Origin of the sequence: Massilia sp. CMS3.1, from assembly GCF_051262535.1 — a bacterium.
GTDB lineage: Bacteria > Pseudomonadota > Gammaproteobacteria > Burkholderiales > Burkholderiaceae_D > Telluria.
The window spans coordinates 143,187-157,674 of the sequence record NZ_JBIMES010000005.1 but is presented as its reverse complement, the minus strand read 5'-3'; the positions used below and the strand labels follow the sequence as shown (position 1 = coordinate 157,674).

Here is a 14,488-nt window from a genome sequence, read left to right as displayed (position 1 = left end):
TGGCTGATTCCAATAGGAAATAGTTAAGTGGCTCAATTTTTGCTTGTGTTCGTACTGAACTGCGGTGTACTGACAGTACTAAAACAACAAGCCATCCGGCTATCAACTAGGATACCCATGAAAAAGATCATCACCGCGCTCGCCAGCGCTGTCTGCCTACTGTCCGCAACAACTGCGCAAGCTGGTGTTTATAAACTCGACTTCACAGCAACGAATTTCCAGCCGGATCGATTTGCCAATTCGCCAGTTCCACAGAACCCGGTGTCGGGCTCGATCGTATTTAGCGCTGATTCCCTTGGATCGCCGGTGATTTCGATCGACGGGATCGATCTGACAATCGCTGGCCACGTGTACAAAGTAGATGAAATTGGAGCCTTTTCTTACTCAGAAAACGAGTATCTTTTGGGTGGCAACGCCGCCGGTGTCAATGGAATTGTATCGGGCACTAACGACTTCTATCTTTATGCGACAGGGGGAAATAACGGCATCATGAGCTATACGGTGCTTGGGGGCGTAGGGTTTTGGGACAGCTTCAACGTTACGAGTTCGATCGCCGAAGTTCCGGAGCCGGGAAGTCTGGCCTTGCTGCTAGCAGGTGTTGGCGGCTTGGGCGCGCTACGTCGCCGGCGCCGCACCTAACGGACCTGTCATGGGACCTAAGTGCTTAATAGCGGCCTGAAGGGTGGTAACGGCCTTCGGGCCGTTTTTTACGCCGGCGCCCTTCGATGATAAGTCGTATTGTCATCGTTGTGTTTATGGAGGCTTCACGATCCGCAGTACGCTTGCCCTCGAGATGCCGTAGGCCTTGGCCAACGCGCTAACTGATTCCTTTGCCTGGTAGCGATCGCATATCGCGGCGCGCTGCTCGTCGGTCGTCTTGGCCGGCCTGCCCAGTGTCTTTCCTGCGGCCTTGGCGCGTGCCAGTCCGAACTGCGTACGTTCCACCAGTAGATCCCGCTCCATCTCCGCTACGGCCGCAAGCATAGTCAGCATCAGCTTGCCCGCAGCGCTGGTTAGATCAAGCTTGCCCAGCTGGAGCACGATGACCTCGATGCGGCGCGCCGCTAGCTCTTGATCGTGGCGCCCACGTTTTGGGCATTTCGGCCTAGACGGTCGAGCTTCGTCACAACCAAGCGTTCTCCGTCCCTGATCTGGCTAAGCATCTTGGCGAACTGTGGCCGCTGCAGCGCTGGGACCTTGCCCGACACTCCGTCGTCGGCGTACCAGTAGTCGACCGCGTACCCAGAGGCCTCGAGCTCTAGGCGCTGATTCTCTGTGGTCTGTTCTTTCGTGCTGACCCTGCCATAGCCAAACGTCGCCATTTCACTCTCGCATATGTTCAAAAACCACCATGCTACATATGAACATGCACAAAAACAAATAGAGTATTTTATGGACAGTGAAACTTATCAGAATTGATAGGTGTTCATAAACGGTCGATTTTGAATAGGTGTCTTGATTTCATAGGTGCTACCACGTGACATATAATACGAAAGCGATTGTCCACGCTCTCAGACCGCAGGCTTACCACCATGGAGTTAGCAGAGCAAACATGTGATGCCCACTTGTATCATCACCTGCCAAGACGTTACACGCGCAGAGGGAATAACGAACACATCTTGCCTTACTCTGACCGAAGCGTCATCCATAAAAAACGGGGCCAGTTCAAGTTCAAGCGGCCCCGTTCGTCAAACCAGCAATGCACGCGATGTCAGCGCGCCGCCTGCGCCGGCGCCCCCGCCGGGACTTCACTCCACCCACCCCCCAGCACCCGATACAGCGTCACCTGATTCTGCAACCTCTGCAAATTCGCTTGCACCGCCAGCTGCTGCGCCTGGAACAGCGAACGCTGGGCGTCGAGCAGGTCGAGGTAGCTGGCCGCGCCGCTCTTGTAGCGCAGGTCGGACAGGTTGAAGCGGTCCTGCTCGGCGATGGCCACCGCGCGCTGGGCGCGCAGCTGTTCGCTGAAGGTGGCCTGGCCGGCCAGCGCGTCCGCCACTTCGCGGAATGCGGTCTGGATCGAGCGCTCGTACTGGGCCACTGCGATGTCGCGGCCGGCACGGGCCGAATCGACGCCGGCGCCGATGCGGCCCAGGTCGAACAGCGGCAGCACCGCCTGTGGCGCGAAGGTCCAGCCGAAGGAACCGCTCTTGAACAGGCCGGAGAGTTCCGTGCTGGCGCTGCCGACCGAACCGGTGAGCGAGATGCGCGGGAAGTAATTCGCGCGCGCCGCGCCGATGTTGGCGTTCGCCGCGATCAGCTGCTGCTCGGCCGCACGGATGTCGGGACGGGCAGCGAGCAGGTCGGACGGCATGCCGGCCGGCAGGTCGGGCAATTCCGTGCTTGCCAAGGTGGTGCCGGGCGCCAGGTTTTCCGGAATCGGCTGGCCCACCAGCAGGGTCAGCAAATTCGCGTCCTGCGCGCGTTGGCGCTGGAACTGGGCCAGGTTGGCGCGCGCCGTTTCGACCAGCGAGACCGATTGCTGCAGTTCGAGTTTGGAGACGACGCCGTTCTCGAAACGCAGGCGCGTCAGGCGGTCGGACTCTTCGCGCGTTTTGAGGGTCTGCTCGGTGATTGCCAGCAGTTCGTCGTCGGCCAGCATCGTCAGGTAGGTGTTGGCCACCGACGCGATCAGGCTGATCTGCGTCGTCTTGCGCGCGTCCTCGGTGGCGAGGAATTGCGCCAGCGCCGCTTCGCTCAGGTTGCGCACGCGGCCGAACAAATCGAGCTCAAAGTTCGATACGCCAAAGCCGGCCTGGTAGATGTTCTGGGTCGGCTGATCCTCGCCCGTCGCCTGGCGGCTGCCGGAAACGATGCCCGACACCGTCGGCACGCGGTCGGCGCGCGTGATGCGGTACTGGGCACGGGCCTGCTCGATGTTCAGGATCGCCAGGCGCAGGTCGCGGTTGTTCGCCAGCGACAGCTCGATCAGCTGGCGCAGGCGTGCATCGGCGAAGAAGCGCTGCCAGGACAGGTTGCTTGGCGCTTCGCTGGTGGCCGTCGGCAGCGTGGTGCCGCCGGCCTTCGGCAGTTCAGGGAAGCTTGCTGCGACGGGCGCCGCCGGACGCTCGTACTTCGGTGCCAGCGACAGGCAGCCGCTCAGGATCATCGCCAGTGCCAGGGGAGTTGCGAGTTTAAGTGTTCTCATTAAATTTTTTCCTCGATTGCCTTGCTGGTGTCTTCTTCATGGGCGTACTTCTTGCGCTGGCGCTCGCTGCCTTTGAAGAGCGAGCGGATCACGACGAAGAACACCGGCACGAAGATCACGCCGAGCACGGTTGCCGTAATCATACCGCCCATCACGCCGGTACCGATCGCGCGCTGCGAAGCCGACCCCGCGCCGCCGGCGATCACCAGCGGCAGCACGCCGAGGATGAAGGCCAGCGAGGTCATGATGATCGGGCGGAAGCGCAGGTGCGCCGCTTCGATTGCCGCTTCGATCGGGCTGCGGCCCTGCGCTTGCAGGTCTTTCGCGAACTCGATGATCAGGATCGCGTTCTTCGCCGCCAGGCCGATGATGGTGATCAGGCCGATCTTGAAGTACACGTCGTTCGGATAGCCGCGCATCATCGCCGCGGCGATGGCGCCCAGCACGCCGACCGGCACCACCAGCAGCACCGACACCGGAATCGACCAACTCTCGTACAAGGCAGCCAGCGCCAGGAACACCGCCAGCATCGCGAATGCGACCAGGATGCCCATGGTCGAACCGGACAGCTTCTCTTCACGCGACTGGCCGGTCCACTCGAAGGCGAAGCCGGGCGGCAGTTTCGCGGCCAGCGCTTCCATCTCCTCGAGGGCGGCGCCGGTCGAGTAGCCAGGGGCGGCATCGCCCGAAATGCTCATCGCAGAGTAGCCGTTGTAGCGCAACGTCTGCATCGGGCCGGTCACCCACTTGGTGCTGGCAAACGACGACAGCGGGACCGGCTGGCCCTGCGCGTTCATCGCGTTCAGGCGCAGCAGGTCGTCCGGCTGCATGCGGTCCTTCGCATCGGCTTGCACCACCACACGCTGCAGGCGGCCGGCGTTCGGGAAGTCGTTCACATAGCTCGAACCGAGCGAGGTCGAGATCGCCGTGTTGATCGCACCGAAGGACACGCCCAGGGCTTGCGCCTTGTCGCGGTCGATGTCGAGCATCACCTGCGGCGCGTCTTCCAGGCCTTCCGGACGCACGCCGGTCAGGATCTTGCTCTGCGACGCCATGCCCAGCAGCTGGTTACGGGCTTTCAGCAGCGCGTCGTGCCCGTTGCCGCCACGGTCCTGCAGGCGGAACGAGAAGCCCGTGCCGCGGCCCAGTTCCGGGATCGGCGGCGGGCTCAGTGCGAAGATGAAGGCGTCGCGCTGCGAGCCCATCATGGCGCCGGTGATGCGGCCGGCGAGCGAGCCTGCATCCTGGCCGTCGCCCTTGCGCTCATCCCAGTCCTTCAGTGGGATGAAGGCGAGCGCCATGTTCTGGCCCTGGCCCGAGAACGAGAAGCCCAGCACGCTGACCATGTTGGCCACTTCCGGCTGCTTCAGGATGAAGGCTTCGGCGTTGCGCATGACCTGGTTGGTGCGCTCGAGCGTGGCGCCCGGCGGCAACTGGATGTTGGCGATCACATAGCCCTGGTCTTCGTTCGGCAGGAACGAGCTCGGCATGCGCGTGAAGAGCAGGGCGACCACGCCGACGAGCAGGACGAAGACGACCATCGCACGGCCGGTACGGCGCAGCAGGCGCGCCACGAAGCCTTCGTAATTCTTGGCGGTACTGGAAAACTTGCGGTTGAACCAGCCGAAGAAACCCTTCTTCGTATGGTGATGACCAGCTTCCACGGGTTTGAGGAAGTGCGCGCACAGGGCCGGCGTCAGCGTCAATGCCATGAAGGCCGAGAAGGCGATCGCGGACACCATCACCGCCGAGAACTGGCGGTAGATGTTGCCGACGGCGCCGCCGAAGAAGGCCAGCGGCACGAACACCGACATCAGGACCACGGTCACGCCGATGATGGCGCCCGAAATCTGGCCCATCGCCTTGCGTGTCGCTTCCAGCGGCGGCAAGCCTTCCTCGCTCATGATGCGTTCGACGTTCTCGACGACCACGATCGCATCGTCGACGACGATACCGATCACCAGCACCATGCCGAACATGGTCAGCACGTTGATCGAGAAGCCCAGCGCCAATAATGTTGCCAGTGAACCCAGCAGGGCGATCGGGACCACGATGGTCGGAATGATCGTGTAGCGGAAGTTCTGCAGGAAGATGTACATCACGACGAACACCAGCAGGATCGCTTCGATCAGGGTGTGCACGACCTGCGTGATCGAGATGTCGATGAACTTCGAGCTGTCGAACGGAATGGTGTATTTCACGCCGGCCGGGAAGAACTTCGACAGTTCCGCCATGCGCTCGCGCACCAGGCGCGCCGTTTCCAGCGCGTTGCCGGAGGGCGCCAGCTGCACGCCGATACCGGTCGATGGTTTACCGTTCAGGCGCGCCGAGGTCTGGTAGCCCTGGCCACCGATTTCGATGCGGGCCACGTCTTTCAGGCGCACGGTCGAACCGTCAGGATTGGCGCGCAGGACGATGTTGCCGAACTGCTCGACGGTGCTGAGCTGGCCGGTCACGACGACGGTTGCGGTGATTTCCTGGCCGGCCGCCAGCGGCAGGTCGCCGATGGTGCCCGAGGCCACTTGCGCGTTCTGGGAAGCGATGGCGAGGTTGACGTCGGCCGGCGACAGGCGGAAACCCACCAGCTTGGCCGGGTCGAGCCAGATGCGCATCGCGCGCTCGGTACCGAACAGCTGCGCGGTACCGACGCCCTTGATACGCTGGATCTCCGGCAGCACCGTGCGCGAGGCGTAGTCGCCCAGCGCGATCGGGTCCCATTTCGGGTCGTCCGAAGACAGGATGGTAAACAGCAGGAAGTTGGCGCGGACCTTGTCCACGCGCACACCTTGCTGGTTCACGGCCTGCGGCAAGCGTGGAGACGCGCGCGACAGGCGGTTCTGGACGTCGACCTGGGCCAATTCCGGATTGGTGCCGGTTTCAAAGGTCAGGGTGAGCGAGCCGGTGCCGTTGGCCTGGCTGCTCGACTCCATGTAAATCAAGCCGGGCGAGCCGTTCATTTCGCGTTCGATGACGGAAATGACCGAGTCTTCCAGCGTCTGCGCCGACGCGCCTGGATAGGCGGCGTTGATCACGATCGACGGCGGTGCCACATTCGGGTACTGCGCGATCGGCAGCTGGGTAATCGCTACCCCGCCCATCACCATGATGAACAGTGCGATCACCCAGGCGAAAATAGGGCGGTCAATAAAAAAGCGTGCCATTGGAAAGTCCTGTTTCTATGCGTTGCGGCTTAGCGGGCGGCCGTTGCCGGCGCGGCGGCGGCCGGATCCACGATTTCGCTCTTCGGCGCGGTCCAGGGCACGGCTTTCACCGGCGTACCTGGTGGCATCATCTGCAGCTTCTGGAAGCCGTCGACGATGACGCGCTCGCCGGCCTTCAGGCCATCGAGCACGACCCAGTTCGAACCCTGCTGCGAGCCGATCTTGACGGTGCGCGGGGCAGGCTTGTTGTCGGCGCCGACGACCATCAGGGTGTCGCCATTCGCGCCGCCGCGGGTGACGGCTTGCTGCGGCACCAGGATGCCGTTCGGCAGCGAGGCCTGCGACAGGCGCACGCGCACGTACTGGCCCGGGAGCAGGGCATTGTCCGGATTGTTGACTTCGGCGCGCAGGGTGACCTGGCCGGTGGTTGGATCGACCGTCACGTCCGAGAACAGCAGGCGGCCTTTTGTTGGCAATTCCGTGCCGTCGTCGAGCATGACGCTGACCGGCGCGCTGCCGTTCTGGCCGCCGGCCTGCTTGCGCAGCCGCTGCAGGTCGGTCGCCGACTGGGTGATGTTCAAGAACATCTTGTCGGTCTGCTGGATGACGGCCAGTTCGGTCGCTTCGGCGCTCGATACGAGTGCGCCTTCGGTCACCAGCGCGCGGCCGATGCGGCCCGAGATCGGCGCCGTCACGTTCGCATAGCCGGCACTGATCTGGTTGATTCTCAGCTGGGCGCGTGCCGCGGCGACATCGGCTTCACCCGTTTTCTGGGCGGCGACGGCGTTGGTGTACTCCTGCTTGCTGATGGCGTTCGCCTCGACCAGGGGCTTGTAGCGCTCTGCCGTCGCCCTGGCCTGGTTCAGGTTTGCCTGCGCACGGCCGAGAGCCGCCTGGGCAGCGCTGACCTGGGCCTGATACGGTTCCGGGTCGATCTGATACAGCGACTGGCCCTGCTTGACCACGCTGCCCTCGGTGAAATTGCGCTTCAGGACCACGCCGTTGACACGGGCGCGCACTTGCGCCACACGGACCGGTTCGGCGCGCGCAGGCAGTTCGGTCTGCAATGCGACCGGCTGGGTGGTGGTGGTGATCACGCCGACTTCGGGCGGCGGCATCTTGGCGCCGGCGCCGGCAGCGGCTTGGGCGTCGTCTTTCTTGCCGCAGGCCGACAGCAGGGCCACGGCCATCAGCGTGCAGGCGGCGATCCGGGTCAGGGACAGGGGAGAGGAGTGGGCAGAGCGCATTACGTGCTTCCTTCTGGATTTTTTGGGAAAGACGCAACCGCCCTCAGGTATCCTCTCGGTCCTGCGCACGCTTGCATCACTGGCTTTTGCGGATTTTTTTATATACTATCACGAGTGTATGTTTAACGTGCAGGACCACTTAAAAACGGAGAAGAGACATGGCCCGCAGGACAAAAGAAGAAGCAGCGGCCACACGCGACAGCATTTTGGATGCTGCAGAGAAATTATTTGTTGAGCAAGGGGTCTCAAGAACGACCTTGCAGCATATCGCAACCGAAGCCGGTGTGACGCGCGGCGCGATTTATTGGCATTTTGACGACAAGGGCGCGTTATTCAACGCCATGATGGAGAGGGTGACACTGCCGTTCGAGTGCGCGCTGAGCTCACTGGGCAAGTCGGACGCGACGACCGTCCTGGCCGACGTACGCCAGTTCTTCGTCGAAATTTTTCGCGTCACGGAAACGAATCCGCAGGCACGCCGCGTGCTCGAGATCGCTTCATTGAAGGTGGAGTTCGTCAGCGAGATGGATGCGGTGCGCGTGCGCCGCCGCCAGAGCAAGGGCGACTTGATCGCCCAGGTGGTCGAACGCCTCAAGCTGGCCCAGGACGGCGGCCAGATCAAGCCGGATGTCGATCCCCAACTGCTGGCGACGGGCCTGTGGGCATTGATGGACGGCCTGATTCGCAACTGGATGTTCGAACCGACCTCGTTCAGCTTGATCGACCTCGGCGACAAGATGATCGGCACCATGCTGGAAGGAATTCGTACGAGGTAAGCGCGAGCATGTACAACAAAACGCCGGCATCGAGCCGGCGTCCATATCACCACGCAGCGCCAAACCGCCGCGCGCAGGCTGAAAGCATCAACGCATTTCTTCGATCATCTTCTTCAGCTTCTTCGAATCCACCACGAACGCGCGAATCCCTTCGGCCAGCTTCTCGGTCCCCATCGCATCTTCATTGAGCATGAAGCGGAAGCTTTTCTCGTCGAGCGCAATCTTCTCGATCGACGCATCGCCGTCATCGGTGAGCTTGCGCTCGACCGGGGCATCGCTGTCGGCCAGCTTCTGCAAGAGGTCCGGCGAAATGGTCAGCAGGTCGCAGCCCGCCAGTTCCAGGATCTGCGAGGTATTCCGGAAGCTCGCGCCCATGACTTCGGTCTGATAACCGAACTTGCGGTAGTACTGGTAAATCCCCTTGACCGACTGCACGCCCGGGTCGTCCGCACCCGTGTAGTCAGTACCGGTCGATTTCTTGTGCCAGTCATAGATGCGGCCGACGAAGGGCGAAATCAGCTTCACGCCCGCTTCGGCGCAAGCGACAGCCTGGCACAGCGAGAACAGCAGGGTCAGGTTGCAGTGGATGCCATCTTTCTCCAGGATCTCCGCGGCGCGGATGCCTTCCCAGGTTGACGCGATCTTGATCAGCACGCGTTCGCGCGACACGCCGGCTTCTTCATACAGCGCAATCAACTCGCGGCCTTTGGCGACGGTCGCTTCGGTATCGAACGACAAGGCCGCGTCGATCTCGGTCGACACGCGGCCCGGCACGAATTTCAGGATCTCGACGCCGAACGCGATCAAGAGGCGGTCGACGATTTCATCAAGCGAGCCGCCGTCCGATTCGGCCACGGCCTTTTGCAGCAGCGGCAGGTATTCCGGCTTCTGCACGGCTTTCAGGATCAGCGAAGGATTCGTCGTCGCATCCTGCGGCGCATACGCCTTGATCGACTGGAAATCGCCGGTATCGGCAACGACGGTGGTGTATTGCTTGAGTTGGTCGAGTTGGTTCATATAATTTGCCTAATCAGTATTTATTGCAAATATTATTTGCATTCGTGGGTGGGCACGCGTGCCCACGGGTACGGCTTCAGCACTCGGTCGCTTCAACAAACGCCGCCACCATCGCCTCTAGTCCCGCCCGATCCTGCTCCGAAAACCGATCCAGCACCGGACTATCAATATCGAACACCCCCACCAGCCTGCCATCCTTGAGCACCGGCAGCACGATCTCCGACGCCGACGCCGAATCGCAAGCGATATGCCCCGGAAACGCATGCACATCCGGCACCACGATCGTCTTGCGTTCAACGGCGCTCGTCCCGCACACCCCGCGTCCGAACGGAATGCGCGCGCACGCTGGTTTGCCCTGGAACGGCCCGACCAGCAAATCTTGGCCTTCGCCTTTTTTCGACGGCACGGTGAAGTAAAAACCGGCCCAGTTCAGGTCGGCAAGGGTGTCGTACACGAGCGCGGAAAACTGGGCCGCGTTCGCGGTCAGGTCGCGTTCGCCTTCGAGCACACTGACGACCTGGCGTACCAGCAGGTCGTAATCGGGACGGGTGCTGCGTTCTGGATTGATGTGCATGGATTGGGCCGAAAGCTGAGACGAAAAACGCTATTTTACAGCGCGCATGTTGATTCTGATCCCAGCTGGTTGATTCGACATGATGAATGCAAAGCAGTCATCAAAGCGTTGTGAATAGGCGACCTTTAGTTGTGCGTTGCACCACAGCACACCTATTTTTAACACACCGACGAATCATCGCGTTCTGTAGGAGTTATCTTACGTAAACTTTCCGCTAGTGTGTCCTTACAGGTCTGCATATAGCCCACGCTCATCCAGAACCTTTTGGTCCCATCCTTATGAAAATAGCGAATCTTAAAATCGGCACCCGTCTCAGCGGCGCTTTTGCGGTCCTTCTCCTGCTGCTCGGTGTCATGCTGTTGAGCGCCTTGTGGCAGCTCGGTCGCATCCATGAGGCCAAGACGGAGATGGCGGGAGCAAACCACAAGGCGAAACTCGCTGCTGCATGGCGCGAAGGGCTCGCAACGAATAGTGTACGGACACTGGCCAAGGCAAAAAGCACGGATCCGGCCGATGAGCAGGCGCTCGACAGCGAAATGAAAGCTGTCAGCGCGCAGGTCAGCAAGCTGCAGGAAGAACTCGAAGGCCTGGTCACGAGCGAGAAAGGCAAAGCCAACATGCAGGCCGTTGCCGCGCAGCGCAAGGTCTATGTCGCGGTGCGCAACGAGATCTTCAAGCGCAAGGCCGAGGGGGGCATCAACGAGGAACTCAAGGCTGCGGTCGCCGAAAAGCTGCTGCCCGAGATGAAAAAGTACCTTGCCTACGTCGAGGACGTCGCCGCTTTTCAGGATTCACTGTTCCAGGCTGCGAACCAGCGTATCGATGAGGTGTATGCCAGCTCGCGAACCTTCCTGATCGCGCTCGGCATCGTCGCTCTGGCGTGCGGAATTGGCTTGGGCCTGGTGCTCACCCGAAGCATCACGCGCCCGCTGGCGCGTGCGGTCGGCCTCGCGCAACAGGTCGCTTCCGGCGACCTGACCGCCGATATTCAGGTGTCGTCGAACGATGAAGTCGGCGTGCTGCTCTCGGCCTTGAAAGACATGAATGGAAGCTTGCTCAAGACCGTCTCCGAAGTGCGCTCCGGTACAGAGACCATCGTGACGGCGTCCCGGCAAATCGCTGCGGGCAACCTGGACCTGTCGGCCCGCACGGAACAGCAGGCAAGCTCGCTCGAAGAAACCGCTTCATCGATGGAGGAACTGACCAGTACCGTCAGGCAGAATGCAGACAATGCACGCCAGGCAAACACGCTGGCGCAGAACGCCTCGGGTATCGCAACACGCGGCGGCGAGGTCGTCTCCCAGGTTGTCGAGACGATGGCGTCGATTAACGCATCGTCGAAAAAAATTGCCGACATCATCGCGGTGATCGACGGCATCGCCTTCCAGACCAACATTCTTGCGCTCAATGCCGCAGTCGAGGCAGCACGCGCCGGCGAGCAGGGCCGGGGCTTTGCCGTTGTCGCGTCGGAGGTGCGCAACCTGGCGCAACGATCGGCGGCCGCAGCCAAGGAAATCCGCGGCCTGATCACCGACTCCGTCAGCAAGGTCGAAACTGGCGGGCATCTCGTCGAGCAGGCCGGCTCCACCATGCAGGAGATCGTTCAGGGCATTACCCGCGTTACCGTGATCATGTCCGACATCGCCAGCGCGAGCGCCGAACAGACACTGGGCATCGAGCAGGTCAATGCCGCTATCACGCAGATGGACGACGTCACCCAGCAGAATGCGGCGCTGGTCGAAGAGGCTGCGGCTGCGGCCACGTCGCTTCAGGATCAGGCGGCGTCCCTGGCCGAGTTGGTCAGCACCTTCAAGCTCGATACCGCCGGTGAGCACCCCGGCGCCGCGGCGCGCCACAGCCAGGCGAGGGCGTCGGGTTCAGCGTCACGACAACTGGCGCTGGGATAAGCGTTCCGACGCCTGAACGGATCAGTTCAGCCCGATCTCGAACATCGACGTCGTCCCGCTGATCTCGTTCGCCACCACCAGCATTGGCCTGCCCGTCGGGGATGTGGCCGCCGGGATCACGACCAGGCCTTCCGGACCGCGGTCGCCGCCGTTGACGATGCCATTGTCGCCGTTCGCGTTCTTCACCACGACGCCGGCGCCGGCGCGGGTGTTGATGTAGGTGACGAACTTCGGCGATGCAGCCACGCTCACGTCGTACACCATCACGCCGCCGACGCGTTCGAGTCCGATGAAGGCGAAGGTCTTCTTGCCGAAGCGCTGCAGCACGACGCTTTCCGGTTCCGGCCCCTTGTTCGGGCTGCGTGCGTCGAGCGCGTCGGCTTCGTCATGGCCCGTGTTGAACGGGAAGTCGAAGCCCGGCTTGCCCGCCAGTTCGGCCGTTTTGACCTCGAACGCATCGCCCGAATCGTACACGCGCTTGCCGCTTTGCGCATTCCAGATCGAGAACGAGCGCCCACCGAAGGCAAGCAGTTCGGTGCACTGGCCGGCGCTGTTCTTGCCGTTGCCGCCGCCGTTCGGCGTGGTGGTGATGCGCAGGCGCCCCAGGTTCGAGTCGCGCGTCAGGTTGGCGATGTCACCGCTGAAACGCGATGGATCCAGGCCCAGGGTGCCGCAATAGTCGCGCACCCGGGTTTCTTCGTTGAAGCCCGGCCAATCGGCCCGGGCGTCGCCTTCATTCGCGGTCACGAGATAGGTCACGCCGCCGACCGTGTAGTTGGCAATCCCGTCCGGCAGGTACATGCCCTTCACCGGCACTGGCGCAATCTTTACCAGTGGGGTGCCGCTGTTCGTGTTGGCGCCGCCGTCCTCATTGCTCACGTCCATGCCGAAGCCGGCCAGGTCATGGTCCTTGTAGCCGAGCGGGCGTATCGCATTGACCCTGGCGCCGGCGATGTCGACCACGGCGATCGCATTGTTTTCCTGCAGCGTCACGTAGGCCGTCTTGCTGTCGGCGCTCACCGTCACGTATTCCGGTTCCAGGTCCTGGGCCACGCTGGCGCCCGGACCGAAAATGCGCACGCCGCTGGCGCGCAAGGCCGCTGCCTGGTCGTTCAAGGCGGTAAACGTCGCCTTGCGCTCGACGGGATTGCGGATGTCGGCGATGTTGACGATGCTCACCGAACCTTCCGGGTCGACGGAATCGGCCAGTCCGTAGCTGTTCGGCTCGCCTTCATTGGCGACCACGACGTGCATGCCGTCGGGCGTGAAGGTGAGCATGTCGGGCAGGGCGCCGACCGCGACCTTCGACAAGGTACTCAGGTCCGATGCATTCACGAACACGACGCTGCCGTTTGCCGTCTTCGGCGTACCCTGGATCGCCAGCGCGACGATGCCATTGCGCACCGCGACGCTGTTCACGCCGCCGAGGCCGCTGCCGAACGCTTCGGTACGCAGGGTGCCCACCTGAACCGGGTTGCGCGGATCGGCGATGTTCCAGACCTCGACGTTGCCGGTGCCGGAACCGTTGACCACGAACAGGCGCCTGGTCAGCGGATCGTAGGCCGGGATTTCGTGCGTATCGACCAGCTTGCCGTCGACCAGGTCGCCACCGAAGCCGCCAATCCGGGCCAGGGTCAGCGTGACCGGCGTCGCTTCAATCACGGGCAGTTTGGCTGCTGCTTGCGCCAGCGCATCCGTCAAGCTGATGTCGTTCTCGGCCAGGATGCTCTGGAGCCTGACCAGCAGCTGGTCGACCTGGTTATCGCTACGCGCGGCAAACGCGGTCGCGACCGGGTCGAAGCCGGATGGCAGCGCGAGCGAAGCGGGCAGCTGTGCCGCCAGGCGGCCTGTGGCGCTGGCCGCCGCCGCGGTGTCGATCGTGCGCAGGCCGGTCGGATCGGTCTTGAGCCGTGCATACCAGGCGGCCGGCTCCTGGCCGGTCATGACAGCCGTCTGCAGGCTGCTCAAGGTGGTGACGTTCGCCACGCCCGGCGTGGTGGCCACCGCGTGCAGGCGTTGCGTGTTGTCGACGCCCGTGCTGCTGCCGACGCGCCCACCGCTCACTTCAATCGCACAGGGCAGGGTCAGCGTCACGGATGCCGGAATCGACCAGCTGCCGTCAGCGCCGGTCGTGGTAGCGGCCGGCGTGCCTGTAATGCAGTGCAGGGCGACGCTGGCGCCGACCAGCGGGGCGCCCACTGCAACGACGCCGTGCAATTCCAGCCCCTCCACGGCATCGGCGCCGCCGCCACACGCCTGCAACATCACCATCGTCGCGACCGCAGCCGCGATCGACGCCTTGCGCCCTCTGAATGCCTGCATGTCTGATCTCCTTGAATGGGCTTGCATTTTAGGAAAGGCAGATGACAGGATCGTGACGAAATGCAGACTTCGGAGTCGCCTCGGCCCCTCGCGACAGTGCGCGTCGAGGCTGTCCATCGACCATGCACATACCGGGGAATTCGTCGTTCATTCCTGGTCAAGGAGCGGCCCTTCGATGTCGGCGTCGACCCTTACAACAAGATGACCGACCGCGTGTCGCGCGATAACCGCAAGGAAGTGAGCATCGACTGAGCGCTGATGGGCGTGGCGAGTGAGGCTGCTCCCCGACGCGTGCGTCGGAAGCTCGCCTGGTCAGGTACCCTGACTTGCCAGGCT

General features: G+C 62.5%; 9 protein-coding genes and 1 pseudogene. 3 read left to right on the top strand and 7 right to left on the bottom strand.

Annotation, left to right across the window (positions count from 1 at the left end; translation table 11 throughout):
* Positions 1 to 117: 117 nt before the first annotated feature.
* Entirely contained in the window at positions 118 to 639 is a 522-nt protein-coding gene (locus ACHAC9_RS10225) for a PEP-CTERM sorting domain-containing protein (protein ID WP_435759742.1), read from the top strand.
* A 114-nt stretch (positions 640 to 753) separates the two neighbouring features.
* On the opposite strand, the pseudogene ACHAC9_RS10220 reads toward ACHAC9_RS10225, so the two are convergent.
* From ACHAC9_RS10220 to ACHAC9_RS10205, 4 genes and pseudogenes are all read right to left on the bottom strand, one after another.
* Positions 754 to 1,322, bottom strand: a pseudogene (locus tag ACHAC9_RS10220) (recombinase family protein).
* A gap of 389 nt (positions 1,323 to 1,711) precedes the next feature.
* Positions 1,712 to 3,148 carry an efflux transporter outer membrane subunit gene (locus ACHAC9_RS10215; protein ID WP_435759740.1) on the bottom strand — a complete coding sequence of 479 codons (1,437 nt, stop codon included), beginning with the start codon at positions 3,146 to 3,148 and terminating at the stop codon, positions 1,712 to 1,714.
* Positions 3,148 to 6,309: an efflux RND transporter permease subunit gene (locus ACHAC9_RS10210; RefSeq protein ID WP_435759738.1), complete on the bottom strand. Its 3,162-nt coding sequence runs from the start codon at positions 6,307 to 6,309 to the stop codon at positions 3,148 to 3,150. Before ACHAC9_RS10210 ends, ACHAC9_RS10215 begins: the two co-directional genes overlap by 1 nt.
* Positions 6,310 to 6,338: 29 nt before the next feature.
* Complete coding sequence (locus tag ACHAC9_RS10205; protein ID WP_435759736.1) at positions 6,339 to 7,556, bottom strand: efflux RND transporter periplasmic adaptor subunit; 1,218 nt, start codon at positions 7,554 to 7,556, stop codon at positions 6,339 to 6,341.
* A gap of 257 nt (positions 7,557 to 7,813) precedes the next feature.
* Between ACHAC9_RS10205 and ACHAC9_RS10200 the strand changes: the two genes are divergently transcribed.
* A complete protein-coding gene (locus ACHAC9_RS10200; RefSeq protein ID WP_435759734.1) occupies positions 7,814 to 8,332 on the top strand; it encodes a TetR family transcriptional regulator in 519 nt (172 codons plus the stop codon).
* Between the two features lie 87 nt (positions 8,333 to 8,419).
* Here ACHAC9_RS10200 and tal read toward each other — a convergent pair whose 3' ends face one another.
* Together tal and ACHAC9_RS10190 are read right to left on the bottom strand one after the other, a co-directional pair.
* Positions 8,420 to 9,349, bottom strand: a complete 930-nt coding sequence (tal, locus tag ACHAC9_RS10195; protein ID WP_435759732.1) for a transaldolase — start codon at positions 9,347 to 9,349, stop codon at positions 8,420 to 8,422.
* Positions 9,350 to 9,425: 76 nt separating this feature from the next.
* Positions 9,426 to 9,923: a GAF domain-containing protein gene (locus ACHAC9_RS10190; protein WP_435759730.1), complete on the bottom strand. Its 498-nt coding sequence runs from the start codon at positions 9,921 to 9,923 to the stop codon at positions 9,426 to 9,428.
* Between the two features lie 278 nt (positions 9,924 to 10,201).
* On the opposite strand from ACHAC9_RS10190, the gene ACHAC9_RS10185 reads away from it, so the two are divergent.
* Entirely contained in the window at positions 10,202 to 11,830 is a 1,629-nt protein-coding gene (locus tag ACHAC9_RS10185; RefSeq protein WP_435759728.1) for a methyl-accepting chemotaxis protein, read from the top strand.
* A 21-nt stretch (positions 11,831 to 11,851) separates the two neighbouring features.
* On the opposite strand, the gene ACHAC9_RS10180 is transcribed toward ACHAC9_RS10185, so the two are convergent.
* Positions 11,852 to 14,152 carry a choice-of-anchor I family protein gene (locus ACHAC9_RS10180; RefSeq protein ID WP_435759726.1) on the bottom strand — a complete coding sequence of 767 codons (2,301 nt, stop codon included), beginning with the start codon at positions 14,150 to 14,152 and terminating at the stop codon, positions 11,852 to 11,854.
* Between the last annotated feature and the right edge of the window lie 336 nt (positions 14,153 to 14,488).